The sequence below is a fragment of the Pedobacter nototheniae genome (assembly GCF_032678625.1).
Lineage (GTDB): Bacteria > Bacteroidota > Bacteroidia > Sphingobacteriales > Sphingobacteriaceae > Pedobacter > Pedobacter nototheniae_A.
Window position 1 is genome coordinate 178,116 of sequence record NZ_JAVTSO010000007.1, and the last position, 26,778, is coordinate 204,893.

The window sequence follows — 26,778 nt, forward strand, 5'->3', positions numbered from 1 at the left end:
TCAGAGATTAAACAATTGCTCTAAATGATGATTTCTAATTCCAAAATAAGCTTTACTGTCTTTAATCTTCTGCAAAATCCCGGCTTGTCTAATGCTTTCCGTTTCGCCTTTTAAATTATCCGTTTTCTTTACCCCTACTACAAGAACATTTTTTGGTGTATGTGCATCTGAGATAAACTCGAAAACTTTTGTTTTATACCCAAAATATTCGAGAATTAAAGCCCGTATCCCATCGGTTACCATTTCGGCCTGGCGCTCTAAAAAAATTCCATACTTCGTTAAAAACGAAACATCATTTGCAACTTTATTTTTTTCAATTTCTTTTCTGATTTGTTTATGGCAGCATGGTGCAACTACAATTAACTTTGCATTGGCCTTTATTCCTTTATAAATGGCATCGTCAGTTGCCGTATCACATGCGTGCAACGCGATTAATAAATCTAAATCAGTCGCATCATAATCCTGAATGGTGCCCTGTACAAAGTTTAACTGCCCGAAATTAGATTTATGCGCGATCTGATTGCAAAGATCAACCATATCCTGACGGTATTCTACACCTGTAACCGCGGCCTCCTGTTTTAAAACATTATGCAAATAATCATAAAGTGCAAAAGTTAAATAACCCTTGCCCGAACCCATATCGGCAACATGTTTAATGCTTCCTTCTGGTACTTCCTTAATCAGCGGGCTTAAAATTTCTATATAATGATTAATCTGTTTGTATTTATCCTGTGCATTTTTAAAAACCAAACCTGTACCATCTGTAATTTTTAAATCAACCAAATATTGTTTTTCAACGGCACTTATGGGTCTTTGCTTTTGTTTATCATGCAATGCATCAGGTTTTTCCTTCGTAACCGGAGCGGTTTCTCTAATCACAGACTGGTTATCTTTTTTAATTTCAAAAATAAAATCGGCTACGGTGGTAAATAAAGTCGCAACTTTAAAGCCTTCAAACAAGTATTTGCTTAACAGGGTAAGCCCTTCTTTAACTTCAAAATTTTTAACAATATCCCGGGTTTTATAACGAAAAGTAAAAGCCAGTTTAGCCGTTCTCTTTATTTCGACAGCTCTAACCAAGATCTGCTTTAAATCCATCTCCTCACCCTGGTAATTCCCCATAGAGATTTTAACAAATTGCTGATTGGAAAGACTATTTGAAATTTTTAATGTAAATTGATTTATATTTTCAGCTAACGGCATAACACAAATTAAAGTACAAAGATAAACAACTTTATTTTTAGCTCCACTTACAATGCGCAATGTAACAATTGAGCGACTTTCAGTTTCAGGCTTAACCATAAATTAAAGTCAATCAGCCTTAAAACCAGCGGTAATGTGGCTCTATAGGTAATACGATTTAGCAAGTTGTTAAAGGCATAATATTTAGAATTATTATTAACAATTGAAACGCTTTTGATTTAGATATTTTAAACTTAGATTAGGGCATCATTTATTTCTAACCAACATATATGAGTGAATTTCAGATAAAAAAATCGCCCACCGTTTACGATGCGATTGTTGTAGGTTCCGGTGCTGGCGGTGGTATGGCCGCTTATGTTTTAGCCAATGCAGGCCAGAAAGTTTTAATGCTCGAAGCTGGTCAATATTTTGACCCCAGATTAGACGCACATCAGTTAAAATGGCCTTGGGAATCGCCACGTCGTGGTGCAGGTACCGTAAGGCCATTTGGAGATTTCGATGCCTCTTATGGTGGCTGGGAATTAGAAGGCGAACCCTATACTAAAAAGGACAAAACAGAATTTGAGTGGTTCAGATCAAGAATGCTTGGTGGCAGAACCAACCACTGGGGCCGAATTTCGTTAAGAATGGGACCTGACGATTTTAAGCCTAAAGATGGTTTAACTGATGACTGGCCAATTACCTATGCCGATGTAAAACCATTTTACGATAAGGTAGATAGAATGATCGGAATTTACGGAACGGTGGAAGGCATAGAAAGCGAACCCGATGGAATTTTTATGAAGCCGCCAAAGCCACGTTTAAATGAATTATTCATAAAAAAAGGGGCTGAAAAAGCGGGTGTGAGAGTGATTACTGGCCGTGGCGCTGTGATGACCGAATCCATAAAAGGCAATAACGATCGTGCACCTTGTTTTTATTGCGGCCAATGTGGAAGAAGCTGTAAAGTTTATGGTGATTTTTCTGCATCATCGTGCCTGGTTATTCCAGCTGTAAAAACCGGTAACTTAACCGTGATTACCGACGCTATGGTGCGCGAGGTGATTACAGATAAAGATGGTACCGCTAAAGGTGTTTCTTATGTAAACAGAAAAGATTTACAGGAATACCAGGTTAATGGAAAACTTGTTATTTTAGGCGCCAGTGCCTGCGAATCTGCACGTATTCTTTTAAACTCAAAATCCAGTCACCACCCTAATGGTTTAGCGAATAATAGTGGTGTAGTTGGAAAGTACCTGCACGATTCTACCGGTGCCAGTGTATCGGGGTTTCTGCCTCAGCTTATGGACCGCAAGAGATATAATGAGGATGGTGTAGGCAGTGTGCATATCTATTCGCCCTGGTGGCTCGACAATAAAAAACTAAATTTCCCAAGAGGCTACCACATTGAATATGGTGGTGGTATGGGAATGCCTTCATACGGTTTTGGTGGTGGCATACCTACAATGAACGGCTTGGTACCCGACAGAAATGGCAAAATGAAAGATGCTGGAGGTTATGGTAAATCGTTAAAAGATGATTATCGCCGTTTTTATGGTACCGGAGTTGGCATGGCTGGCCGCGGAACTGCAATAGCGCGTGCAGATAATTATTGTGAAATTGATCCTGATGTGGTGGACAAATACGGCATCCCGGTATTAAGGTTTCATTATAAATGGGCACAGGAAGAAATTAATCAGGCCAAACACATGCAGGAAACTTTTCTGTCTGTTATGAAAGAAATGGGTGCAGTGGTTACTTCAAAAATACAGGGGGCAGAAACAAATTACGGACTGGAAGCACCGGGCAAGATTATACACGAAGTTGGAACGATACGGATGGGTGATGACCCAAAAAAATCTGCGCTTAATAAATATTGCCAGGCACACGATTGTAAAAACCTATTTGTGGTTGATGCCGGACCATTTGTACAACAGGGTGATAAAAATGCAACCTGGACCATTTTAGCCCTATCCATGAGAACTGCTGAATATATTTTAGCTGAAAAGAAAAAACAAAACATTTAAAGAATTACTTATGAACAGACGTGATTCCATAAAAGCATTAGGCCTAACCGCATTAAGTACTACGGTGCTTATTGAGGCCTGTAAACAACCCGAAACCAAAACAGCGGCTAATGCTCGTGAAGAAACTGCAAAAGAAGCCGGAAGAGAAGAATGGGAAATAGACCGGGATAAAAAATTAAAAGCTGAAATATTTTTTACCAAACATGAAATGGCTACCATAACCGTTTTAGCTGACATTATCATTCCTAAAGATGATGTTTCAGGAAGCGCATCAGACGCCAAGGTTCCTGAGTTTATCGAATTTATTGTAAAAGATATCCCTGAACATAAAATACCGATGCGTGGAGGCTTAAAATGGCTGGACATACAATGTTTTAACCGCTATCAAAAATCCTTTGTCGAAGCCTCTGCTAAAGAACAAATTGCAATGGTTGACGATATTGCTTATCCTTCAAAGGCTAAACCTGAAATGCAACCAGGGGTTACTTTCTTTAAAAGAATGAGAAGCCTTACTGCTTCTGGCTTTTTCACCTCAGAAATTGGTGTTAAAGATATTGGTTATGCAGGTAATGCACCTAACCAGTGGACGGGTGTACCTGATGACGTATTAAAACAATACGGTATGCAGAACGTGAAAATTTAATAAAAATCGTTATTGCGAGAAGGCTTTTTCAGCTGCCGAAGCAATCTTAATCTACCGCTATTCTTAGCGAATTAAGATGGCTTCGTCCCTTGCAATGACGAAATTACCGACCTAATTACTTGAAATTTAATAAAAATCGTCATTGCAAGAAAGCTTTTTCAGCTGCCGAAGCAATCTTAACCTACCGCTATTCTTAGCGAATTAAGATTGCTTCGTCCCTCGCAATGACGAACTTACCGGCCCAATTACCTAAAATTTAATAAAAATTGTTATTGCGAGAAGGCTTTTTCAGGTGCCGAAGCAATCTTAATCTGCCCCTATTCTTAGTGCTTTAAGACTGCTTCGTCCCTTGCAATGACGAATTTACAGACCTAATTACTTAAAATTTAATAAAAATCGTCATTGCGAGAAAGCTTTTTCAGCTGCCGAAGCAATCTTAACCTACCGCTATTCTTAGCGCCTTAAGACTACTTCGTCCCTTGCAATGACGAAATTATATAGAGATTACTCTACCATCAAAATCAAACCTTTTCCTTTTTCAACAGGAATAGACTTACCGTTCGGGTAATTTCCGGCAGCCTGGAACTTATCAATAGCCGGGGCAGTAATTTTTACCTGATCAGCATTTATTCCAAGTTTTGTCCAGTCAATGCTTAGATTTACTTTAACATCACTTTCTGCCCAGCTCGCAATGGCAATCATCAATTTCCCTTTCTTCTTATAAATACTTGCCAATACTTTAGGAGTATCCGTTTTTACAGGACAATTGTCGCTCCAGTAACCAATCAGCTCAGAACCTTTAATTCCAAAATTATCCCATGCTTTCCATAAAGGCTTAGGATCGCTTTTCTCCGACCAACCCAAACGACTTGTCATGCCGTAAATCATGCCACGCCACTGATTCCCGTCATCCTGCAACATCTCTCCCATTAAACCAAAAGGAATACCACTTACTTCAGTTAAAAAGAAATCAGGATTATTTTTGTTGTAATCAAAGTATTCACCAAACCACAAACGGTTTAAATACGGGAAGTGCTCCAGGTATAAAATTGCACTGTTATTAAAGCCATCACTTTTGTTGTACTGGTTAGCCGAGTGTAAATCAATAATTCCGGGATGATTATTAGCTGTTAATACCCTTTTAATACGTTTCATGGTAACCCGGTCAAAGGCCACATCATCCAAATAAACCCCATCAATGCCTACGTTATTAACCAACCAGTTCATGCCTTCCACGTAGTAGTTGTGCCAGCGGTTCATTCCGCTGTTTATAATGGCTGCATCTTTAATTTCTGGTACAAACCACGCTGCAATGTAATTTGAATCTAAATGTTCCTGCAACCAGCTAAATCCACCGCCTTTTCCGGGAGAATAAACTTCAGTGCCCAGGCTGCGTAAAGCCGGCAATTCGTATGCATGGTTAGAAAGTTCCCTAACTGTATTATAAATTTTAACTTTAAGCCCCTTTTCATGCGCATCGTCAACATAGGTCTTCATCTTTTTCCATTCAATAAATGGATAGTTAATCCACGGGTTAATTGGCGTAGCATGATGAATATTGACCACTGTGGCACCTGTAGCTTTAATAGAATCTAAGCTGCCATATTTATGATAGAAACGGTTATTCCATTGAAAATCTGTGTCAATTAAGTGAAACGGCGTAATTAATAAATTGAAGTTATAGTAAAGTACATCTCCCTTTTTCATACTCCTGCTTCCAGTAAAATTATCAGCAAGCATAGAACTGCCCTTAACATTAATCTGAATCCCGCCTTTATTCTCATTACCCCACGATTTAGGCAATAATAAAGGCTTCTGAAGATAAAAGTTAGTGTTTAAAGGCCTAACATAGTTTTCGTCTCTTAAATTATAATACAAGCCAGCATTTACATTCCCAACCCAAACGGCGTCCTGATTTTTATTTGCTACATCCCATTTCCATTTCACCGTGTCTGGTCTGATGCCACCCTTCTCGCCCAACCCCATTAAATATTTCGTACTTCCTTTTTCAAATGGAATGTGAAAATCAACGTTGCTAAAATCTACGTCTTTCAAGGCTGTAACTTTTACCACATAATGTACGTAACCATCAAACTCCAAGGCACCTTCTACATCCATTTTTAAATGATCAGATGTATTGGTAGCCGTCCACTTTACTGTTCCGGCCTCTTTACTGATAATTTGAAAGTTGCCGGCAATAAGTTTCTCCTGTGTTTTTGGTGTAGTATAAAAATGAAAATGGATCGGCTCTGCTAAAATATTATTGGGTTTATCATTATATCCGGTCATTTCTGAATTAAAATAAGTCTGGATCTGTTTCGGAAATCCATCACTATTTAATTCAACCTTTCTACCTAATAAAGAAATTACGTTTCCTTCAACAGCTAAAGGAGTATAAGGAGCTACCACTGTATTTTGTTGTGCCATTGTAGAATTGAGCCAGGTTAATCTGGTTTGTTTATTTGGCTGCCCAACTCCGGCATCTGCTAAAACTTCATTGCTTACTGAAAGTTTAACATCAATTATTTTAGATTTTCCGTTTGCATTAACGGTAAATTTACCCGTATAAACGCCTACTGAAGTCATTTTTGGAACATCCACGGTGATCCACATGGGTTGAATATTTCCACTTTTTACATTTACAACTTCTGTTAGGGGTTTATCATCGTAACTGATTCCATTTGTATTTAAACAGTTGATGTTTTTAGAATCGATTATTTTACCAGTTGTGCTCTTTAGATTACCAAATGCAACCTTAACATTTTGCAAGTTCTTTAAGGCAAAAACACCCAGTTGAAAAGCATAATTTTCGCCCTTGGCTGCGCTTCCGGAAAATAAACTGGCAGGTCCTTTTTGTACCCAGCGATAAGGCAAATCGCTTTGCATTTTAATCGGGAACATTCTGTCTTCAGGAAAAACAATAAAAGATTCTGTTTTATGCTTCGACTTTATTGCAGCTGTCTCTTTCGCAGTTGCAATTACTTCCATCGGGTAAAAGGAATTAAAGGCATCAATAGATTGAATTTCGGATGCTGCAGCATTTATTGCCGTGTTTTTAGCTTCATTAACCCACGCTTGATTGGCACTATTATCTGGTTTTAAATACACACCTTTGGGATAATTGTCTCGTCCTTCATTTACAGAAGGCAAATAATAAGCATAATATTTTCCCTTTCCAGCTTGAGCATCAAAATAGAGATCGGCGCTTTCCCTGCTTATGTGGTCAGCATAACTGTTTACAATAGTTTTACCCATTGCATCCTGTATAATAATTCTTTTATTTTCCGGATGGGTATCTCTTCTCCTCCACTCTACTTTTACATGTGCAACGTTCCCTGCCCCATTATATAGAATCACAACCCTGTGATTTCCTAATAAATCAGCATTCCACTGGTTATTTCCATTGCCATATTTTAAAGTTTGTGCGTGTACAGATAATCCGATTAAGATCATCGAGAATGCCATTAAAAGCTTAAATTTCATAGTCAATTGATTTTAGGCTAATTTATACATACGGTATGAAAATATCAGTGTGTAATGAAAAAATGAGACAAACGTTTGTGTATTCGAGTTTCCGCAGAAAATTCAAGCATAAAAAAAAGTCCTGCGCTTTCGAGCAGGACTTTTAATATTCTAAAGCGAATTAAATTATTCGCCTTTTGCTTCTTCAGTTTCAGTAGCAGGAGCTTCTTCAGCAGGCGCAACTTCTTCCGTAGTTTCAGCTTTTGCTTTAGCAGCTTTTGGAGCAGCAGCAGCTTTAGTTTTACCACGACGAGTTGTTTTCTTCTCTTCTTTAACTTCTGTTTCTTTACCGTAAACTTCGTTGAAATCTACCAATTCAATTAAAGCCATTTCAGCGTTATCACCTAAACGGTTGTTTAATTTAATGATACGAGTATAACCACCTGGACGGTTAGCTACTTTCTCAGCTACTTCGCGGAACAATATTGTGATCACTTCTTTATCTTGTAAGTAAGAGAATACTGTACGACGTGAGTGAGTTGTATCATTTTTAGATTTTGTAATGATTGGCTCAACATACATACGCAACGATTTAGCTTTAGCTAAAGTTGTAGTAATTCTTTTGTGCTTAATTAAAGATATAGCCATGTTCGCTAACATCGCTTTTCTGTGGCTGTCGGTTCTGCCTAAGTGATTTACTTTTTTACCGTGTCTCATTATTTGTAAATTAAGTGTATACCGTCTCTTTTACCGAGGGAATTATACACTGTTAAAAATTATTTATTTTTAGTTAAGTCTTTAGCAAAGAGGTTCTCGACTCCAGGCTAAAGGCTCGCGACTAATCTTACTCTTCGTCTAATTTAAATTTAGACAGGTTCATACCAAATGATAAACCTTTTGATTTTACAAGTTCCTGAATCTCTGTTAAAGATTTTTTACCGAAGTTTCTGAATTTTAACATATCAGCTACATCGTAAGATACCAAATCAGCTAAAGTACGGATATCAGCAGCTTTTAAGCAGTTTAATGCTCTAACTGAAAGATCCATATCTACTAATTCAGTTTTAAGGATTTTACGCATATGTAAAATTTCCTCGTCAACTTCTTTAGTTTCTTCTTTAGCCTGAGATTCTAATACAAGGTTTTCATCAGAGAATAACATAAAGTGTTGGATAAGAATCTTAGCCGCTTCTTTTAATGCTTCTTCCGGATGAATTGAACCATCTGTAGAAATATCTAAAACCAATTTCTCGTAATCTGTTTTTTGTTCTACACGGAAGTTTTCGATCGTGTATTTAACGTTTTTCATTGGTGTATAGATCGAATCGATCGCAATTACACCAACTACAGCGTCAGCAACTTTATTTTCTTCAGCAGGTACATAACCACGTCCTTTGTTGATGGTTAATTCCACTTCTAAAGTTACAGATTTGTCCATATTGCAAATAACATGCTCAGGATTTAAAACTGTGAAGTTATTAGAAAATTTAGTGATATCACCAGCTTGAAACTGATCCTGACCATTAACGATAATGAAAACTTTCTCAGAATCGCCAGAATCACCAGTTTTCTTAAAACGAACTTGTTTTAAGTTTAAAATGATATCAGTTAAATCTTCTACAACACCTTTAATAGTAGAAAACTCATGCGAAACGCCTGAAAAACGAATAGTAGTAATGGCATAACCTTCTAATGAAGACAATAAGATTCTTCTTAAGGCATTACCAATTGTTACACCGAAACCGGGCTCTAAAGGACGAAATTCAAATGTGCCATCGAAATCTGTTGATTTCTGCATGATCACTTTATCTGGTTTCTGAAATGCTAAAATTGCCATTTATATTTTTTTAAATTCGTTATTGAATATATAGTAACATAAAAAAAGTTAATTGCCCTTTTGAGGCAATTAACAATATTATGAATTACTTAGAGTATAACTCGACGATTAAGTTTTCCTTAATGTTTTCAGGAATCTCGTCGCGTTGTGGGTAAGTTAAAAACTTGCCGCTTAATTCACTTGCGTTCCAATCTAACCAGGTAAACTTATTAATAGTTCTTCCAGCTACAGAGTTTGTGATTGACTCTAAAGATTTAGATTTTTCACGAACCGCAATTACATCACCAGCTTTTAACTGATATGAAGGGATATTTACAACTTCACCATTCACTGTTACGTGTTTATGGCTAACTAACTGACGTGCACCAGAACGGGTGGTTGCAATACCTAAACGGTATACAGTGTTATCTAAACGTGCTTCTAATAATTGTAATAAATTATCACCGGTAATACCAGCACGTGAAGATGCTTTTTTAAACAAGTTACTGAACTGCTTTTCTAATACACCATAAGTATATTTTACTTTTTGTTTCTCCATTAACTGGATCGCATACTCAGATTGTTTTCCTCTTCTTTTTGACGAACCATGTTGTCCAGGAGGATAATTTTTTCTTTCTAACGCCTTATCAGGACCGAAGATTGGTTCTCTGAATTTACGGGCGATTTTACTTTTGGGGCCTGTATATCTTGCCATTTTTTTTCTGTTTTAAAGTATCATTCAACCTGTAGCTGAAGATTCTTAGCTTTAAAATTAATTAAACTCTTCTCTTTTTAGGAGGACGACATCCGTTGTGAGGAAGTGGAGTAATATCTTTAATAGATGTTACTTCGATACCTGCTACTTGTAAAGTTCTGATTGCAGATTCACGACCTGAACCCGGACCTTTTACAAATACTTCAACTTTACGTAAACCTAAATCAAACGCAACTTTACCGCAATCTGAAGCTGCTTGACCAGCTGCATACGGAGTGTTCTTTTTAGAACCTTTAAAGCCCATTTTACCAGCAGACGACCATGAAATGGTTTGTCCGTTGTTGTTTGTTAAGGTAACGATAATGTTGTTGAAGGTAGCATTGATATGGGCCTGTCCAACAGGCTCAATTACAACGATACGTTTTTTTGTTACTTTTTTACTCTTAGCCATGTTTATTACGTTCTACTAATTATTATTTAGTAGCTTTTTTCTTGTTAGCAACTGTTTTTCTCTTACCCTTACGTGTACGTGAGTTGTTTTTAGTACGCTGACCACGAGAAGGTAAACCTTTTCTGTGACGTAAACCACGGTAACAACCAATATCCATTAAACGTTTAATGTTTAACTGAACTTCTGAGCGTAAAGCACCTTCTACTTTAATCTCATCATTGATCATTGTACGGATAGCTGATAATTCATCATCAGACCAGTCTTGTACTTTTTTGTTCAAATCGATACCTGCAGTAGTTAAAATACGTTGTGCAGTTGTTCTACCTATTCCGTAGATATAAGTTAAACCAATCTCTCCTCTTTTGTTTCTTGGTAAATCAATACCTGAAATCCTTGCCATATTTATTTATGTTTTTGAGTAATTCCGAACGGCGGGCCACCGTTGTGCGGTACATTACAATATTTTTTAATTACCCTTGACGTTGTTTGTATTTAGGATTTTTCTTGTTGATAACGTAAAGTTTACCTTTACGGCGAATAATCTTACAATCAGCGCTACGTTTTTTAATTGATGATCTAACTTTCATTTTATTTATATCTATAAGTGATGCGTCCCTTTGTTAAATCGTAAGGAGACATCTCCAATTTTACTTTGTCCCCAGGAAGAATCTTGATGTAGTGCATCCTCATCTTGCCTGAAATGTGCGCAATAATCTCATGCCCGTTCTCAAGTTCTACTCGGAACATTGCATTGGATAATGCTTCTCTTATTACTCCGTCTTGTTCAATTGAGGCTTGTTTAGCCATATTTTATTGATTGTTACTTAATTAGCTGCTTCTAAACAGGGTTGCAAAATTAAATAAAAAATTTTAATTATTTATTTTTTTTGTTGTAAAACTTCTTCTATTATAGAAAAGCTTGATAAAACGTCTGCCTGGCCCTTTTTAATCGCTACTGTGTGTTCAAAATGTGCTGATGGTTTATTGTCTTTACTCGTTACTGTCCATCCATCGTTATGGAATTTAACGCCTGCTACGCCCGCATTAATCATGGGTTCAATCGCAATCACCATTCCTTCTTCAAGTTTTGGTCCTGCGCCACGTTTTCCATAATTAGGAATTTCTGGTTTCTCATGAAGCTTTACCCCAACACCATGCCCTACAAGTTCTCTTACTACCCCGAATCCGTTTGCTTCAGCATATTGTTGTACGGCAAAACCGATATCTCCAATACGCATTCCGGCAACTGCTTTCTCAACACCTAATTCCAGGCATCTCTTGGTAACCTCAACTAATTTTTTCTTTTCTTCATTTACTTCCCCAATAGAAAAAGTATAAGCCGAATCGCCAAAATAATCGTTTTTAATTACACCACAATCAACCGAAATCAAATCGCCTTCCTGTATAATGTATTCGCTTGGAAACCCATGAACAACTTGTTCATTAGGCGAAATACATAAAGAGTTTGGAAAGCCGTTATAATTTAAAAATGCCGGGATTGCTCCGTGATCACTAATAAACTCATAAGCTAACTTATCCAATTGTAAAGTTGTCATGCCTGCTTTAATTACTTTAGCCACTTCGGCCAAAGTTTTAGAAACAAGCAATGAACTTTCTCTTATTAACTCGATCTCTTCAAGAGATTTGTAATAAATTTTAGACATGCTTTAGAACTACAACGCTGCATTGCTGCTGGCTGCAGGAACTCCTGTTCTGCCAGTAACTCTACCCGTTTTCATTAAACCATCATAGTGACGCATTAAGAGATAACTCTCAATTTGTTGTAAAGTATCTAATACTACACCCACTAAAATTAATAATGATGTACCGCCAAAGAAGTGTGCAAATTCTTGTTTAATTCCGAACTTTACTGCTAAAGATGGTAATATAGCTATGATTGCTAAAAATACTGCACCTGGAAAAGTGATTTTAGAAATTACATCATCAATAAAAGTTGATGTTGCAAAACCTGGCTTAATGCCCGGAATAAAACCACCGTTTTTCTTCATATCATCACTCATTTGAGTTGGATTAACCGTAATGGCTGTATAGAAGAAAGTGAATGCAATAATTAAAAATGCGAATGTTAAGCTATACGCTAAAGACGTTGTATTGCTGAACTGGATTAACCATGATCCTTGCAAAGAAGGAGCAAACGACATCAAAGCACCTGGAATAAACATTAATGCTTGCGCAAAAATAATTGGCATAACACCGGCAGCATTTACTTTTAATGGGATGTACTGACGTACTCCACCAAACTGACGGTTACCAACAATCTTTTTTGCATACTGCACAGGTACTTTACGTACACCCTGAACAATTAAAATAGTAAACATCACTACCGCAAACAAAGCTACAATCTCTAAAACCAATGCAACCGGGCCACCACCTTCACTTGAAGATCCAACACGTGCACTAAATTCCTGACTGATAGCCAATGGTAAGCGGGCGATAATACCAACCATAATAATTAGTGAAGTACCATTACCAATACCTTTATCTGTAATTTTTTCACCTAACCACATTACGAATAAAGTACCTGCAGTTAATACAGTTACAGATAAAACATAAAATAAGGTAATAGATGAAATCAAAACAGCTCCGGGATGTGGATCAATGATTTGGGTTTTCACATAACCAATGGATTGAACGACAGTAATCGCTACGGTTAAATAGCGGGTAATCTGGTTCATTTTCTTTCTACCACTTTCGCCTTCTTTCTGCATCTTCTGGAATGAAGGAACAGCAATACCTAATAACTGCACCACAATGGAAGCAGAGATATAAGGCATTACGCCCAATGCCAAAATTGACACACGAGAGAAAGATCCTCCGGCAAACATATCGAGTAAGCCTAAGATACCTGACTTTTCGTTTTCGCCAAGAGCAGTTGGATCAACACCTGGTAAAACCACGTGAGATACGAAACGGTATACCAAAAGAATTAAGAGCGTAAACAATATACGCTCTTTTAATTCCTGAATTTTCCAGATATTACTTAAAGTAGTAAATAGCTTCTTCATTTAATAATTACAATTTTACAATTGAACCACCTGCTGCTTCAATAGCTTTTTGTGCGGTTGCAGAAAACGCATGTGCTGTAATTTCTAATTTTGCTTTAACTTCTCCACGACCTAATACTTTTACCAAGTCATTTTTAGAAGCTAAACCGTGCTCTTGCAAGGTTGCAAAATTGATTGTTGTTAAACTGAATTTCTCAGCTAAGTTTTGCAAAACATCTAAGTTTACACCAACATATTCGGTACGGTTAATTGGTTTGAAACCAACTTTAGGTACACGACGTTGTAAAGGCATTTGACCACCTTCGAAACCAATTTTAGTTGAGTGACCAGAACGTGAACCAGCACCTTTGTGACCACGTGTTGAAGTACCACCACGGCCTGAACCTGTACCACGACCAATTCTCTTACTGTTTTTTGTAGAACCTTTTGCAGGTTTTAAATTACTTAAATTCATTTTTTTGAATTTGTGTTGCCCTTCGCTTTCACTAAACAGGTACAACGATTAATAATAAAAATTTGTATCCGTTACAATAACGGATACAAACTTAAAAAAATTATATAGCTTCTATTGCTACTAAATGGTTTACTTTTCTAACCATTCCGATAATTTGTGGAGTAGCCTCTACCTCAACACTTTGGTTCATTTTAGATAAACCCAAAGCCTGAACGGTTCTTTTTTGGCGCTCGCTTCTGTCGATAACGCTTTTTACTTGTGTTATTTTGATCTTAGCCATAATATTATCCGTTAAATACTTTGTTTAAATCTACACCACGAGTTTGAGCTACTGTATAAGCATCACGCATTTTAGTTAATGCATCAACAGTTGCTTTTACCACGTTGTGTGGGTTAGATGATCCTTTAGATTTTGCAAGTACGTTATGAATACCAGCACTCTCTAAAACAGCACGCATTGCACCACCAGCAATTACACCTGTACCTACTGCAGCTGGTTTGATTAAAACAAAACCACCTGAGAATTTACCGATTTGCTCGTGAGGAACAGTACCGTTTAAAACCGGAACTTTTACCAAGTTCTTTTTGGCATCATCCACACCTTTTGCAATGGCTTCAGTTACCTCTTTTGCTTTACCTAAACCGTAACCTACAACACCGTTCTCATCACCTACAACAACAATTGCTGAAAAGCTGAAAGTACGGCCACCTTTAGTTACTTTGGCAACGCGTTGTATACTAACCAAACGATCCTTTAATTCGATATCGGTGGTTTTTACTCTTTTTATATTGATAGTTGACATCTTACTTTTTCTTCAGATTAAAATACTAAACCAGCTTCGCGGGCACCCTCTGCCAACGATTTGATACGACCATGGTATAAGTAGCCATTTCTATCGAAAACAACTTCTTTTACACCTGCAGCGATTGCTTTTTCGGCAACTAATTTACCTACAGCCACTGATTGATCACTTTTGTTACCTGTTCCTGAAAAATCTTTTGATAAAGATGATGCTGAAACTATAGTTGTACCAGTTACATCGTTAATTACCTGAGCATAAATACCTTTATTGCTTCTAAATACAGATAACCTTGGACGTTCCTCAGAACCGGTAAGTCTTTTTCTGATCCCTTTTTTTATACGATCTCTTCTTGATAATTTTTTACCTGCCATGATTACTATTTTTTAGATGCTGATTTACCTGCTTTTCTTCTTAACACTTCACCTACAAACTTGATACCTTTACCTTTATAAGGCTCTGGTGCACGTAACGAACGGATTTTCGCTGCTACCTGACCAATCAATTGCTTGTCGATACTCTCTAAAATAATTTTAGGAGTTTGACCTTTTTCTGATGTAGTAGTTACCTTAATTTCTTCTGGTAATTGAAATACATAGTGGTGAGAATAACCTAAAACTAAATCTAATGTATTACCCTGATTTGTTGCACGGTAACCTACACCTACTAATTCTTGTTGTAACTTATAACCTTCTGTAACACCAATAACCATATTGTTAAGCAATGAACGGTATAAACCATGTAATGCTTTGTGTTTCTTTTGTTCCGAAGGACGGTTTACTGTTAAAATTCCGTCTTCCTGACTTACAGTGATATCTGAATCTACTGCTTGTGTTAATTCTCCTTTAGGACCTTTTACGCTTACCAAGTTATCTTTTGATACGGTAATTGTAACACCTGCAGGGACTGTAATTGGGGCTTTTCCTATTCTTGACATTGTGCTGTTCTTTTAATTATTAATAAACGTGACACAATACCTCACCACCAATGTTTAATTTGGCTGCTTCTTTATCAGTCATTACACCTTTAGAAGTAGATAAGATTGCGATACCTAAACCGTTTAATACTCTTGGCATGTTTTCAACGCCTGCATAGTTTCTCAAACCTGGTTTACTTACTCGCACTAATGTACGAATAGCAGGAATTTTAGTTATTGGATTGTACTTCAAAGCAATTTTGATGGTGCCTTGAGCGGTCGTATCCTCAAATTTATAATTCGCGATGTAACCTTTGTCAAAAAGTACTTTAGTAATTTCCTTTTTAAGGTTTGATGCAGGAATTTCTACAACTCTGTGGTTGGCCTTAATGGCATTCCTTACTCTTGTTAAATAATCTGCTATTGGATCTGTATTCATTTTTTATTGTTTTTGATAGTGGTTTCCTGTCACCACCCGGCGATGGGACCTGCTATCGGTTAAAATTCTTTTTTTTCCAGTATATAGACATAAGTATCAGGTATCAAGAAACCATTTGGTCTCGATACCTGATACTCTGCACTAATTACTTTATATTACCAAGATGCTTTTTTAACACCTGGTATTTTACCGTCTAATGCCATTTGGCGGAATGTTACCCTTGAAATACCAAAGGTACGCATATATCCACGTGGACGGCCAGTTAATTTACAACGGTTGTGTAAACGTACTGGAGAAGAGTTTTTAGGTAATTTATCTAAACCTTCAAAATCTCCTGCTGCTTTTAAAGCTGCACGTTTTTCAGCGTATCTAGCTACCAATTTTTGGCGCTTAACTTCGCGTGCTTTTACACCTTCTTTTGCCATTATTCTGCTGTTTTTTGATTTTTAAATGGTAATCCGAATTGTTTCAATAACTCTAAAGCCTCCACATCAGATTTGGCCGAAGTTACGAAAGTTATATCCATACCTAAAATTTTATTGATTTTATCGATATTAATCTCAGGGAAGATGATTTGCTCAGTTACACCTAAGGTGTAATTGCCTTTTCCATCAAAACCTTTATCATTAATACCTTTGAAATCACGAATACGTGGCAAAGCTACAGAGATCAAACGATCTAAGAACTCATACATATTGTTGTCGCGTAAAGTAACACGTACACCAACCGGCATACCTTTACGTAACTTAAAGTTAGAGATATCTTTTTTGGACTGAGCCTGAACTGCTAGCTGACCAGTAATAGTAGTCAATTCAACAATTGTGCTATCCACAACTTTTTTATCTGTAACAGAAAAACGTCCAACACCCTGGTTAATACAGATCTTTTGTAATTTAGGAACCTGCATTACAGTTTTGTACTGGAATTTTTCTTTTAGTGCATTTACAACTTCTTCTTTGTATTTGCTTTTTAATCTAGGTGTAGCCATTATTTAATCTCCTCTCCTGAAATTTTAGCAACTCTAACTAATTTACCATCAGCATTTAGTTTACGACCAACGCGGGTAGTTTTACCAGATTTTGGATCAACCAACATCAAGTTAGAAATGTGAAGAGCAGCCTCTTTTTTAATAATACCACCGTTTGGATTTGCAGCATTTGGTTTAGTATGTTTAGATACTAAGTTAATGCCTTCTACAATGGCTCTGTTTTTATCTATTTGTACTGAAAGTACTTTTCCTTGTTGACCTTTTGAATCGCCAGCAATTACTTTAACTAAATCTCCTGTGCGGATCTTTAATTTTGATGGTGTATTTACTTTGTTTCCCATTTTATAATACCTCCGGTGCTAATGATACAATTTTCATGAATTGTTTTTCACGCAACTCTCTCGCAACCGGACCAAAGATACGTGTACCACGTGGCTCATCCTGTGCGTTTAATAATACTGCTGCATTATCGTCAAAACGAATATAAGAACCATCTTTACGACGGATTTCTTTTTTAGTTCTAACAACTACTGCTTTAGAAACCGTACCTTTTTTGATATTACCTGAAGGTAATGCGCTTTTTACGGTAACAACTACTTTATCTCCAATTGAAGCATAACGTTTACCTGTACCACCAAGTACACGAATAACTAATACTTCTTTTGCGCCGCTATTATCAGCAACGTTTAATCTTGATTCCTGTTGTACCATGTTATTTAGCCCTCTCTAAAATTTGTACCAATCTCCAGTTCTTATTTTTACTCAAAGGACGAGTTTCCATAATCAATACTGTATCACCGATACCGCATTCGTTTTTCTCGTCGTGAGCCATAAATTTGGTAGTTTTCTTAACGAACTTACCATAAATCGGGTGCTTTACTTTACGCTCAACGCTCACTACAACAGATTTATCCATCTTATTGCTCACCACCAACCCGGTTCTTGTTTTTCTTAATTGTCTTTCCATTTCGACTCTCAAATTATTTAGTTTCAGTAGCTGACTCAGCGTTTTTCACTTTAGTCAGTTCAGTATTTAAACGGGCTATATCTTTCCTTACTTTTGCAATGCGTGAAGGATTTTCGATAGCTGAAATAGTGTGAGCGAACTTCAATTTTGATAAGTTCTCTTTTTCTTCCGTAATCTTAGCTACTAATTCTTCTTTTGAAAGCCCTGTGATTTCTGAATTTTTCATTTTTATTTTTCTTTTACGTTTAAGTGTAGCGGTTATAAAAAACAAGTATTTACAACATTCATCTTAAATCTTTACTATGCTTCTACGTAATCTCTACGTACTACAAATTTTGTTTGGATTGGTAATTTTTGTGCGGCTAAACGTAATGCTTCTTTAGCAACTTCTAAAGGCACACCTTCAGCTTCGAAAATTACACGTCCTGGTCTTACTACTGCAACCCAGTACTCAGGAGCACCTTTACCTTTACCCATACGTACTTCAGCAGGTTTTTTAGTTACCGGTTTATCCGGGAAAATCCTGATCCATACCTGGCCTTCACGTTTCATGAAACGAGTTACGGCAATACGGGCAGCCTCTATCTGGCGACTTGTGATCCAAGTGGCTTCTAAAGATTTGATACCAAAAGATCCGAATGCTAATTCAGCTCCACGTGAAGCTAAACCTTTCATTCTGCCTTTTTGCATCTTCCTGAACTTCGTTCTTTTTGGCTGTAACATTTTATTTTGTTCTAATCGTTAAACGATGTTGTTAATAAATCAATTATTTACGAGGACCTCTGTTAGCGCCTGCGCCACCACCTCTGTTTGCACCACCTTGGCCTGGACCACGACCGCCGCCTTGGTTTCCACCACGTCTGTCGTTACCACCGCCACGGTTATCTCTTCCACCACCTCTGTTATCTCTTCCACCGAATGCTGGTTTATCTGACTGGCCTTTTGGACCGTTGTTTGTTGCACCAATGTTTGGAGACAAATCACGTTTTCCATAAACCTCACCTTTACAGATCCATACTTTAACACCGATTTTACCATAAGTAGTTAAAGCTTCAGCTAAAGCATAATCAATATCAGCACGGAATGTATGCAAAGGCACTCTTCCTTCTTTGTACTGCTCAGTACGTGCCATCTCAGCACCACCTAAACGACCAGAAGTCATGATTTTGATACCTTCAGCACCCATACGCATGGTTGATGCGATAGAAGATTTCATTGCTCTACGGAATGAGATCCTTGCTTCTAATTGTTTTGCAACACCTTCTGCAACTAATTGTGCATCAAGCTCAGGGCGTTTAATTTCAAAGATGTTAATTTGAATTTCCTTTTTAGTCAATTTCTTTAACTCTTCTTTGATTTTATCAACCTCAGCACCTGCTTTACCGATTACAATACCCGGACGAGCTGTGTGGATAGTTACCGTAATACGTTTTAAAGTACGTTCGATTACTACTTTTGAAACACCGCCTTTTGCAATACGGGCAGAAAGGTATTTTCTTATTTTCTCATCTTCAACTAATTTATCGGAGTAGTTGTTGCCACCGAACCAGTTAGAATCCCATCCTTTGATGATACCTAACCTGTTACCTATTGGATTTGCTTTTTGTCCCATTTCCTAAAATTAGTTTTGAGTTGTTTCTGTACTTTTACTATCTACAATCAGCGTTACGTGGTTAGAACGTTTACGAATTCTATATCCACGGCCTTGAGGAGCCGGACGTAAGCGTTTAAGCTGACGGCCTCCATCAACCATAATTGTTTTCACAAATAGTTGACTTTCTTCAGGGCGGGCACCTTCATTTTTAGCTTCCCAGTTTTTAATTGCAGATAATAATAATTTTTGAACTCTTATTGCTGCTTCTTTATTGGTAAACTTTAAAATGCTTAATGCTTTTTCTACACGTTCACCTCTGATAAGATCTACAACCAAACGCATCTTACGCGGTGAGGTTGGACAATTGTTTAATTTTGCTATTGCTTCCATTGTCTAATTATTTTTTCTTTTCAGCGTGTCCTCTGAATGTTCTGGTTGGAGCAAATTCTCCCAACTTGTGACCAACCATGTTTTCTGTTACGTACACAGGGATAAATTTATTTCCATTGTGTACTGCAAATGTATGACCTACGAAATCCGGAGAAATCATTGATCTGCGAGACCAAGTTTTGATTACAGTTTTTTTACCTGCATCATTCATAGAGTTTACTTTTTTCTCTACATTATGGTCAATATAAGGTCCTTTTTTTATCGAACGAGCCATTATTTCTTCCTTCTCTCTATGATGTAACGATTAGAATATTTCTTAAGTTCTCTGGTTTTGTAGCCTTTAGCTAAAATACCATTTCTTGAACGTGGGTGACCACCTGATGATCTACCTTCACCACCACCCATTGGGTGATCTACTGGGTTCATCGCTACCGGTCTTGTTCTCGGACGACGGCCCAACCAACGTTTACGACCAGCTTTACCTAATACTTCGTTTGCGTGATCTGAGTTAGATACAGCACCGATAGTAGCAAGACAAGTAGTCAAGATTAAACGGGTTTCGCCTGAAGGCATTTTCAAAGTAGCGTATTTACCATCGCGGGCAGCTAATTGTGCGTAAGCACCTGCACTACGAGCCAATTGCGCTCCTTTTCCAGGGTGGATCTCAACATTATGAATGATGGAACCTAATGGAATGTTTGATAATTTTAAAGTGTTACCTACTTCTGGAGTTGCTGTATCGCCCGAAACTAATTTCGAACCTACTTGCAATCCTTCAGGAGCAATAATGTAACGCTTCTCGCCATCTGCATAAACTAATAATGCGATGCGGGCAGTACGGTTTGGATCGTATTCAACAGTAGCTACTGTTGCAGGAATGTCAAACTTATCACGTTTGAAATCGATCAAACGGTAAGATTTTTTGTGACCACCACCCATGTAGCGCATAGTCATCTTTCCTGTATTGTTACGTCCACCAGACTTTTTTGATGATACAACCAATGATTTTTCGGGCTTGGTTGCTGTAATCTCCGTAAAGCTGGCACCTACTCTAAAGCGGGTTCCCGGAGTAACTGGTTTAAATTTTCTTAAGCCCATAGTTATAATTAATAATTAAATTAAAGATTTGCGTAATAATCTATTGTTTCTCCGTCTTTCAACGTTACGATTGCTTTTTTGTATTTCGGACTACGGCCTGATACAAAACCTGCTTTAGTGTAACGAGATTTAGCTTTTCCATCAACAACCATTGTGTTAACTGCTACGATAGTTACACCGTACAATTTTTCAATAGCTGCTTTAATCTGGATTTTGTTAGCCTTGTGGTTAACGCTAAATGTGAAACGGTTAGATTTCTCAGTTAAAGCTGAAGCTTTTTCGGTTAATATTGGTTTTTTTAAAATGTCCATATTACTTGGCAAACGCCTCCTCCAAAGTTTTAACAGAATCTGCAGTTAACACAAGTACACCAGCGTTTAATACATCATAAGTATTTAAATCTGCTGCAGTAATTACTTTAGTTTTCTGAACGTTTCTGCTTGATAAATAGATATTATTATTTTGTGCAGGTAAAACCAATAAAGTTTTTTCGTTACCTACGTTTAACGCAGCGATTAAACTTATGAAGTTTTTAGTTTTAATTGTATCGAAGTTGAAATCTTCTAAAACTACCACATTGTTATCTTTTGCTTTATAAGCTAAAGCTGATTTACGTGCTAATGATTTTAATTTCTTGTTCAATTTAAAACTGTAATCACGTGGCTGAGGACCGAAAACACGACCACCACCATTGAATAATGGCGATTTAATGCTACCGGCACGGGCACCACCTGTACCTTTTTGTTTGTATAGCTTGCGAGTTGAACCAGCAATCTCATTACGTTGTTTAGATTTGTGAGTACCTTGACGTTGGTTAGCCAAATACTGTTTTACATCTAAATAAATCGCGTGGTCGTTAGGCTCGATACCAAATACCGATTCAGGAAGTTGCACCTTGGCACCTGTTTCTTTACCTGAAATGTTTAATACTTTAACTTCCATCTGATTACTTGTCTAAGATTACGTAAGAACCTTTAGCTCCTGGAATGGAACCACTAACTACTAATAAGTTTTGCTCAGCATAAACTTTCAAAACTTGTAAGTTCTGAACTTTTACTCTGTCTCCACCTGTTCTTCCAGCCATGCGCATTCCTTTGAATACACGTGAAGGGAATGATGATGCTCCCAATGAACCTGGGGCACGTAAACGGTTATGCTGACCGTGAGTCTGCATACCAACACCGGCAAATCCGTGGCGTTTTACAACACCTTGAAAACCTTTACCTTTTGAGGTACCTACAACATCAACAAAATCGCCTTCTGCGAATGCGTCAACAGTTACTACATCACCTAAGTTAAGTGAAGTTGTAAATGAGTCAAATTCTACCAGCTTGCGTTTTGGAGTTGTGTTTGCTTTCGCGAAATGGCCTTTTAACGGTTGAGTTGTGTTTTTCTCTTTTTTCTCATCATATCCTAACTGAATAGATGAATACCCGTCTTTTTCTTCGGTCTTCACTTGTGTAACTACACAAGGCCCAGCCTCGATTACAGTACATGGAATGTTACGTCCGTCTGCATCGAAGATACTGGTCATTCCTACTTTTTTTCCAATAATTCCTGACATTTTATCTTTTAATTTTAACACCCATCGAAGCAGTAGGGCTTCGTTCAAGGTGGTTGTGCATCCCCCGAAAGGGACGGCAAAGATAGGCAAGAATTATTAATTTTCAAATAGTTAGCCAAATATTTTTTCAAATAAATTGCTGATAGATGGGTACTTAGCTTAAATGGGGTCGTTAATGTGCCAAACCACCATTTAAACTGATGGTTATAATAGTCAATATGATTAAACCAATGAGTACATATAGGTAATCGCGCTCGATTAAAAAGCTAAATAATGCAAAAACAATGCGGGCAATCGGTGTAAAGATCAGCATCAGGATGCCAAATTGCACAATTGCATCGCCGTGAAATGTTAAAACGCCTTTAAAAATTGCAGCAATTGTAGAGAAATTTGAAAGTTCGGGCTTAAAAACCTTATAATCGGTAATAGCCCCTTTGTTGTGCACCAAATAAATTGTGCCTCCAACCAGCACAATACTCATCGAAATAATTACACCGGCACGTAAAAGCGTACCCAATATCAGCTGAATATCTTTATCGTTTAAGTTCTCTTTCTTTATTGTACCCATTACATTGCGCCGCTTAAACCTTTATAAATCATTTGAATGGCCAGAAAAATTACAACCACTGCAAAAACAGCCTTTAATTTATCTGTTTTGGTTTTAACCAATATTTTAGAGCCAATGGTTGCACCCGTTAAAACACCAATACAAACCGGCATGGCTATACCAGGATCTATTTGCCCTCTGTGTAAATAAACAATTGCACTGGCCGCCGCCGTTACCCCCATCATAAAATTACTGGTGGTTGTTGATACCTTAAAAGGTAAACGCATAATATTATCCATTGCAATTACTTTTAATGCACCGCTGCCAATGCCCAGTAAGCCCGAAAGTGTACCGGCAAAAAGCATCATAAAAAAGCCACCAGGAACATTTTTTACCGCATAGGTATGTTCTGTTCCTTTATCGGGATATGAACCATTCAGTTTAAAAAAATTAGCCCATTTATCGGTGTTATCCTGTGTGGTATGATCTACTTTTTTCTTCAGCGTCATGATTGCAGAAAAAATCAGGATACAGCCAAAAATAACGGCTATATAATCTGGATTTAAATAAACGGCAACAATAGCACCGCAAACGGCACCAACAGTTGTTGCAATTTCAAGGAACATGCCTATTCTTATATTGGTTATCCCTTCTTTTACATAAGCAGCCGCCGAACCTGACGATGTTGCAATAACTGAAATAATAGAAGCACCTATAGCGTAGTGAATATCTACACCTAAGCCTAATGTTAATAAAGGAATAATAATGACCCCTCCGCCCAGGCCCGTTAACGAACCTAACAAACCCGCCACAAAGGCTCCTATTAAAACGATAAGGGTAAACAGCAATACCGACATGGCGGCAAATATAAAGTACTTATTTTGGCTAAACGAAGGATTAAACCAATAAAACAAAGTCTATATGTTATATGGATAAAGGGAAAATAATGTTTACGTGTTCCATCTTTTTACATTTTATAATGCAGTTTGCTTTCCTGATCAATATCAATTTTATTAAATGATTGTATAAGCTCAAAAGCAACTTGCCTAATGGTTTCGGGTATTGGATTAATGATCACCTTATTTCCTTTCCCATCCTTTATTTGCCACCCGGAGGTATCTAAAAGAACTAAAGCAGAATCAGAAACCAGTTTAACAATTTTAGCTCTTGAATAAGAATTGCCTTTCGAATCGATAATTATCTTTTTATGCTGCCACCAGTTTTCCTGCGAAACGGGTTTTAATTCCGCGTTATTTAATTTAGAAAAATAATTCCAGCCTGTTTCTGGTTTGTGTTCTAACTTTAAAAGGGCCAGAAAATTGATCAGGCTTTTTGAATTATAAGTTTCAGCACTGCATAATACTGGTAGGTGTATTAATTTTAACTGGGCTAATAATGATTTTGATTCCGCCCCATTCTGAAAAATTCGGATTACAGCTTTTGCAATATCCGTAATTACCGCTTTATTCCCTGAATCATACACAACACAAAGCTTTTCAACTTCCTCCAACGCTGCCTTGAGCAATAAAACCAATTCAGGCTTTTCTAACTTTATTTTCATCAGTTAAACCTGTGCTATTTCCCCAGCCTTCTAATCATTTCGCCACTTAAATCCCTGCCATCATTTAACCGGTTGGCAAAAAACGATTTGGCAGCTTCAAAATGTTCCTTATAGCCTTTTAAATCACCATAACCAATTATAGAAGCCCATTCGTGCACTGCGGTATGAAACTCTAAATCATCGCCACGTATGGATTTATCATACAATGCTGTTTTTATAGATTCTTCGAGCATTTCTTCGTTTTTGAAAAGGTACTCGGCAATACCCAAACGCAATTTAAAAGGTGGCGTTTGGCAAATTAAATTATCATATGGATTTACCCCCATTTTATACCAGGCATAAACCATGCTCAGCAAACTCAGGTGCGAATTTGGTTTCTGTTTGTGCGAAGCATCAGAAAGACTAAATTCTTTCATAATGTTATCATCAAGCAACAAAAGCTGTCTGCTTTCGTGAAATACAAAATCTCGGGCAGCGTATATTTTTTCCCTGAATTCGGTTTCATTCTCACAAATCATCAGCTTATACAATTCAGATTCTGCCTGTGCATAATATTTAACCTGCTTTTGTGCATAAGGGTTTAAAATAGCCAAACCAGCATAAATATGCGCTTTATAGCTAAAAATACGCAGCGTAGTTAAAATTTTAACATTATCAATTCCGCCTGCATAAGCGGGATTATCCCAGGGAAAAAAGCCTGCATTTTTCCAGGCAGACCCCATACTTTCAAAGCCCATATGCGTTACCGCCTGGGTATCGGCCACAATCCTGTCGTGTTCCTTATAATCGTCCATTTCAATAATGTTCGATTTAAGAGACTGGTATATTTTTAGAGCTTTAGCATAAACTTCGTTGGTAGCCCTATGCCGAACTACAACCAGTGTTTGCCCTTCAGGACTAAAAGCCGGGCCATGTAGCGAATGGCAGGTTACAATTTGGGTATCTTCTGGCAAATGTTTTTCAAAGGCTGCAATTTCCGGGTGTTTAACAGAGGTTTGTCCGGCTACAATTGCACCATATTTAGTAGAGCGGGCAAAGGTTGATACAACCTCGTCTATCTTTTCTGCTTCCACACAATAAATGATAAAATCAGATTTCCGGGCCACCTCGTGTCCATCTACCAGCACCTCTACTCCTTTTGGTTCCAGTTCATTTTTTAAATCAACGAAACGTAAAGGCATATCTGCTCCACAAACCGGGTAACCTGCTTTTACAAATGATAAAGCATACAACTTACCCATATCGCCTAACCCAATAATTCCTATTTGCATGAAACAAATGTAACCTATCGTAAATAAATTTATAATAAAACTTAGATAAAATTGTTATTTTAAACATCAGGTAGAAAAACTTTTTATCTCTCTTTCCCAAATCATCGAAAAATTAGATGGGGGAAGAACGTATAAAAATGTAGTTTTACGATTTAACACCTATATTTAAACTATGCAAAAATTTAAACACATCCTTTATTGTTTCGTGGCATTGCTTGTATTTAACCATGCATTTGCCCAGGCCCAACAGGATACGACTAAAAACGCAGATCCATCATTAAACGGGCAGTACCAGTTCATGTTATCCAAATCTAAAAGCTTGTATGGAGCTCGGTTGATTAATCCTTCAAGGTTATCATCTGTTTGGAAAAGCGTAAATGATACCCTAAGAAAAGAACGCAAGCAATTACAGGAAGCCCGGCAGGAAATTAAAAGTCAATCGGCTACAATCTCTGGCTTGAAAGGTGAAGTTACAGGCAAAGAGAGTTCGCTTGCCGGTGCCAATGCAATGGTAAATGAAATTAAATTTTTAGGAATTTCGTTTAGCAAAGGTACTTACAACATCATGGTTTGGTCTATTATTGCGGTTTTAGCCATTGCTTTATTTATTGTTATTGCGCGTTCTACCAAAAACATACTGGAAGCCAAACACCGTACTCAGCTCTACGAAGAGATTAATACAGAATACCAGAATTATAAAGCCAAAGCCAACGAAAAAGAGCGTAAACTTGCGCGTGAGCTACAGGATGAACGTAATAAATGGGACGAAGCTAAGGGCAGATAAGACCACAGGTTTAGCTTTTGGTTAGTGTCATTACCAATCAAAGAAAGAAGAAAAATTAATTACAATAAGTACTAATGGCTGGT

The 26,778-nt window shown here is 37.4% G+C and carries 38 protein-coding genes; 3 read left to right on the plus strand and 35 right to left on the minus strand.

Features of this window, described 5'->3' with window-relative positions:
- A complete protein-coding gene (locus tag R2Q77_RS18680; RefSeq protein WP_316805247.1) occupies positions 1 to 1,302 on the minus strand; it encodes an SAM-dependent methyltransferase in 1,302 nt (433 codons plus the stop codon).
- Between the two features lie 170 nt (positions 1,303 to 1,472).
- Here R2Q77_RS18680 and R2Q77_RS18685 point away from each other — a divergent pair, with 170 nt between their 5' ends.
- Positions 1,473 to 3,209: a GMC family oxidoreductase gene (locus R2Q77_RS18685; RefSeq protein WP_316805248.1), complete on the plus strand. Its 1,737-nt coding sequence runs from the start codon at positions 1,473 to 1,475 to the stop codon at positions 3,207 to 3,209.
- Positions 3,210 to 3,219: 10 nt separating this feature from the next.
- The gene (locus R2Q77_RS18690) at positions 3,220 to 3,852 is read left to right on the plus strand and encodes a gluconate 2-dehydrogenase subunit 3 family protein (RefSeq protein ID WP_316805249.1); all 633 of its coding nucleotides are present in this window, start codon (positions 3,220 to 3,222) and stop codon (positions 3,850 to 3,852) included.
- Positions 3,853 to 4,356: 504 nt separating this feature from the next.
- On the opposite strand, the gene R2Q77_RS18695 is transcribed toward R2Q77_RS18690, so the two are convergent.
- The 34 genes from R2Q77_RS18695 to R2Q77_RS18860 form a co-directional block, all read right to left on the minus strand.
- Complete coding sequence (locus R2Q77_RS18695) at positions 4,357 to 7,335, minus strand: glycoside hydrolase domain-containing protein (protein ID WP_316805250.1); 2,979 nt, start codon at positions 7,333 to 7,335, stop codon at positions 4,357 to 4,359.
- A 165-nt stretch (positions 7,336 to 7,500) separates the two neighbouring features.
- On the minus strand, positions 7,501 to 8,031 hold the full coding sequence (gene rplQ, locus R2Q77_RS18700) for a 50S ribosomal protein L17 (RefSeq protein ID WP_316805251.1): 531 nt from the start codon (positions 8,029 to 8,031) through the stop codon (positions 7,501 to 7,503).
- Between the two features lie 127 nt (positions 8,032 to 8,158).
- Complete coding sequence (locus tag R2Q77_RS18705) at positions 8,159 to 9,151, minus strand: DNA-directed RNA polymerase subunit alpha (RefSeq protein WP_131538688.1); 993 nt, start codon at positions 9,149 to 9,151, stop codon at positions 8,159 to 8,161.
- An 85-nt stretch (positions 9,152 to 9,236) separates the two neighbouring features.
- On the minus strand, positions 9,237 to 9,845 hold the full coding sequence (gene rpsD / locus R2Q77_RS18710; RefSeq protein WP_131538687.1) for a 30S ribosomal protein S4: 609 nt from the start codon (positions 9,843 to 9,845) through the stop codon (positions 9,237 to 9,239).
- A 61-nt stretch (positions 9,846 to 9,906) separates the two neighbouring features.
- On the minus strand, positions 9,907 to 10,296 hold the full coding sequence (rpsK, locus tag R2Q77_RS18715) for a 30S ribosomal protein S11 (RefSeq protein ID WP_010599885.1): 390 nt from the start codon (positions 10,294 to 10,296) through the stop codon (positions 9,907 to 9,909).
- Between the two features lie 22 nt (positions 10,297 to 10,318).
- A complete protein-coding gene (gene rpsM, locus R2Q77_RS18720; protein WP_010599886.1) occupies positions 10,319 to 10,696 on the minus strand; it encodes a 30S ribosomal protein S13 in 378 nt (125 codons plus the stop codon).
- Between the two features lie 70 nt (positions 10,697 to 10,766).
- The gene (gene rpmJ / locus R2Q77_RS18725; protein WP_010599887.1) at positions 10,767 to 10,883 is read right to left on the minus strand and encodes a 50S ribosomal protein L36; all 117 of its coding nucleotides are present in this window, start codon (positions 10,881 to 10,883) and stop codon (positions 10,767 to 10,769) included.
- A gap of 1 nt (position 10,884) precedes the next feature.
- Positions 10,885 to 11,103: a translation initiation factor IF-1 gene (gene infA / locus R2Q77_RS18730; protein ID WP_010599888.1), complete on the minus strand. Its 219-nt coding sequence runs from the start codon at positions 11,101 to 11,103 to the stop codon at positions 10,885 to 10,887.
- Positions 11,104 to 11,174: 71 nt separating this feature from the next.
- Positions 11,175 to 11,960, minus strand: a complete 786-nt coding sequence (gene map / locus R2Q77_RS18735) for a type I methionyl aminopeptidase (protein ID WP_316805252.1) — start codon at positions 11,958 to 11,960, stop codon at positions 11,175 to 11,177.
- 9 nt (positions 11,961 to 11,969) lie between these two features.
- Entirely contained in the window at positions 11,970 to 13,322 is a 1,353-nt protein-coding gene (gene secY, locus R2Q77_RS18740) for a preprotein translocase subunit SecY (protein WP_316805253.1), read from the minus strand.
- Between the two features lie 7 nt (positions 13,323 to 13,329).
- Positions 13,330 to 13,776, minus strand: a complete 447-nt coding sequence (gene rplO / locus R2Q77_RS18745; protein ID WP_316805254.1) for a 50S ribosomal protein L15 — start codon at positions 13,774 to 13,776, stop codon at positions 13,330 to 13,332.
- 100 nt (positions 13,777 to 13,876) lie between these two features.
- Positions 13,877 to 14,056, minus strand: a complete 180-nt coding sequence (gene rpmD / locus R2Q77_RS18750; RefSeq protein WP_010599892.1) for a 50S ribosomal protein L30 — start codon at positions 14,054 to 14,056, stop codon at positions 13,877 to 13,879.
- A 4-nt stretch (positions 14,057 to 14,060) separates the two neighbouring features.
- Positions 14,061 to 14,579 (minus strand): 30S ribosomal protein S5, encoded by a 519-nt coding sequence (gene rpsE, locus R2Q77_RS18755; RefSeq protein ID WP_131538681.1) that lies wholly within the window; start codon positions 14,577 to 14,579, stop codon positions 14,061 to 14,063.
- A 17-nt stretch (positions 14,580 to 14,596) separates the two neighbouring features.
- Positions 14,597 to 14,950: a 50S ribosomal protein L18 gene (gene rplR / locus R2Q77_RS18760; protein WP_316805255.1), complete on the minus strand. Its 354-nt coding sequence runs from the start codon at positions 14,948 to 14,950 to the stop codon at positions 14,597 to 14,599.
- A 5-nt stretch (positions 14,951 to 14,955) separates the two neighbouring features.
- A complete protein-coding gene (rplF, locus tag R2Q77_RS18765; protein WP_316805256.1) occupies positions 14,956 to 15,513 on the minus strand; it encodes a 50S ribosomal protein L6 in 558 nt (185 codons plus the stop codon).
- A gap of 19 nt (positions 15,514 to 15,532) precedes the next feature.
- Positions 15,533 to 15,931 (minus strand): 30S ribosomal protein S8, encoded by a 399-nt coding sequence (gene rpsH, locus R2Q77_RS18770; RefSeq protein ID WP_131538678.1) that lies wholly within the window; start codon positions 15,929 to 15,931, stop codon positions 15,533 to 15,535.
- 155 nt (positions 15,932 to 16,086) lie between these two features.
- On the minus strand, positions 16,087 to 16,356 hold the full coding sequence (gene rpsN / locus R2Q77_RS18775; RefSeq protein ID WP_010599897.1) for a 30S ribosomal protein S14: 270 nt from the start codon (positions 16,354 to 16,356) through the stop codon (positions 16,087 to 16,089).
- Entirely contained in the window at positions 16,356 to 16,922 is a 567-nt protein-coding gene (gene rplE / locus R2Q77_RS18780) for a 50S ribosomal protein L5 (protein WP_316805270.1), read from the minus strand. The genes rpsN and rplE overlap by 1 nt, the downstream gene beginning before the upstream one ends.
- Positions 16,919 to 17,260 carry a 50S ribosomal protein L24 gene (gene rplX / locus R2Q77_RS18785; protein WP_316805257.1) on the minus strand — a complete coding sequence of 114 codons (342 nt, stop codon included), beginning with the start codon at positions 17,258 to 17,260 and terminating at the stop codon, positions 16,919 to 16,921. The genes rplE and rplX overlap by 4 nt, the downstream gene beginning before the upstream one ends.
- A gap of 1 nt (position 17,261) precedes the next feature.
- Complete coding sequence (gene rplN, locus R2Q77_RS18790; protein WP_010599900.1) at positions 17,262 to 17,630, minus strand: 50S ribosomal protein L14; 369 nt, start codon at positions 17,628 to 17,630, stop codon at positions 17,262 to 17,264.
- Between the two features lies 1 nt (position 17,631).
- The gene (rpsQ, locus tag R2Q77_RS18795; protein WP_010599901.1) at positions 17,632 to 17,886 is read right to left on the minus strand and encodes a 30S ribosomal protein S17; all 255 of its coding nucleotides are present in this window, start codon (positions 17,884 to 17,886) and stop codon (positions 17,632 to 17,634) included.
- A 13-nt stretch (positions 17,887 to 17,899) separates the two neighbouring features.
- Positions 17,900 to 18,112: a 50S ribosomal protein L29 gene (rpmC, locus tag R2Q77_RS18800; protein WP_199157600.1), complete on the minus strand. Its 213-nt coding sequence runs from the start codon at positions 18,110 to 18,112 to the stop codon at positions 17,900 to 17,902.
- A gap of 74 nt (positions 18,113 to 18,186) precedes the next feature.
- Entirely contained in the window at positions 18,187 to 18,609 is a 423-nt protein-coding gene (gene rplP, locus R2Q77_RS18805; protein WP_010599903.1) for a 50S ribosomal protein L16, read from the minus strand.
- Positions 18,610 to 18,652: 43 nt separating this feature from the next.
- Positions 18,653 to 19,498 (minus strand): 30S ribosomal protein S3, encoded by an 846-nt coding sequence (rpsC, locus tag R2Q77_RS18810; protein WP_316805258.1) that lies wholly within the window; start codon positions 19,496 to 19,498, stop codon positions 18,653 to 18,655.
- A 9-nt stretch (positions 19,499 to 19,507) separates the two neighbouring features.
- Positions 19,508 to 19,870, minus strand: coding sequence for a 50S ribosomal protein L22 (gene rplV / locus R2Q77_RS18815; protein WP_316805259.1), 363 nt, complete (start codon positions 19,868 to 19,870; stop codon positions 19,508 to 19,510).
- A 7-nt stretch (positions 19,871 to 19,877) separates the two neighbouring features.
- The gene (gene rpsS, locus R2Q77_RS18820; RefSeq protein WP_131538672.1) at positions 19,878 to 20,144 is read right to left on the minus strand and encodes a 30S ribosomal protein S19; all 267 of its coding nucleotides are present in this window, start codon (positions 20,142 to 20,144) and stop codon (positions 19,878 to 19,880) included.
- Positions 20,144 to 20,968 (minus strand): 50S ribosomal protein L2, encoded by an 825-nt coding sequence (gene rplB, locus R2Q77_RS18825; protein WP_316805260.1) that lies wholly within the window; start codon positions 20,966 to 20,968, stop codon positions 20,144 to 20,146. The genes rpsS and rplB overlap by 1 nt, the downstream gene beginning before the upstream one ends.
- Positions 20,969 to 20,988: 20 nt before the next feature.
- The gene (rplW, locus tag R2Q77_RS18830; protein WP_316805261.1) at positions 20,989 to 21,279 is read right to left on the minus strand and encodes a 50S ribosomal protein L23; all 291 of its coding nucleotides are present in this window, start codon (positions 21,277 to 21,279) and stop codon (positions 20,989 to 20,991) included.
- 1 nt (position 21,280) lies between these two features.
- Positions 21,281 to 21,910 carry a 50S ribosomal protein L4 gene (rplD, locus tag R2Q77_RS18835; protein WP_316805262.1) on the minus strand — a complete coding sequence of 210 codons (630 nt, stop codon included), beginning with the start codon at positions 21,908 to 21,910 and terminating at the stop codon, positions 21,281 to 21,283.
- Positions 21,911 to 21,914: 4 nt separating this feature from the next.
- The gene (rplC, locus tag R2Q77_RS18840; RefSeq protein ID WP_131538727.1) at positions 21,915 to 22,532 is read right to left on the minus strand and encodes a 50S ribosomal protein L3; all 618 of its coding nucleotides are present in this window, start codon (positions 22,530 to 22,532) and stop codon (positions 21,915 to 21,917) included.
- A gap of 172 nt (positions 22,533 to 22,704) precedes the next feature.
- Positions 22,705 to 23,100, minus strand: coding sequence for a DUF1634 domain-containing protein (locus R2Q77_RS18845; protein WP_316805263.1), 396 nt, complete (start codon positions 23,098 to 23,100; stop codon positions 22,705 to 22,707).
- Positions 23,100 to 23,936 carry a sulfite exporter TauE/SafE family protein gene (locus R2Q77_RS18850; protein WP_316805264.1) on the minus strand — a complete coding sequence of 279 codons (837 nt, stop codon included), beginning with the start codon at positions 23,934 to 23,936 and terminating at the stop codon, positions 23,100 to 23,102. Before R2Q77_RS18850 ends, R2Q77_RS18845 begins: the two co-directional genes overlap by 1 nt.
- Positions 23,937 to 24,046: 110 nt before the next feature.
- Complete coding sequence (locus R2Q77_RS18855) at positions 24,047 to 24,640, minus strand: hypothetical protein (protein ID WP_316805265.1); 594 nt, start codon at positions 24,638 to 24,640, stop codon at positions 24,047 to 24,049.
- Between the two features lie 14 nt (positions 24,641 to 24,654).
- Positions 24,655 to 25,911 (minus strand): prephenate dehydrogenase, encoded by a 1,257-nt coding sequence (locus R2Q77_RS18860; protein WP_316805266.1) that lies wholly within the window; start codon positions 25,909 to 25,911, stop codon positions 24,655 to 24,657.
- A gap of 172 nt (positions 25,912 to 26,083) precedes the next feature.
- Between R2Q77_RS18860 and R2Q77_RS18865 the strand changes: the two genes are divergently transcribed.
- On the plus strand, positions 26,084 to 26,695 hold the full coding sequence (locus tag R2Q77_RS18865; protein ID WP_316805267.1) for a hypothetical protein: 612 nt from the start codon (positions 26,084 to 26,086) through the stop codon (positions 26,693 to 26,695).
- The last annotated feature ends 83 nt before the right edge of the window (positions 26,696 to 26,778 follow it).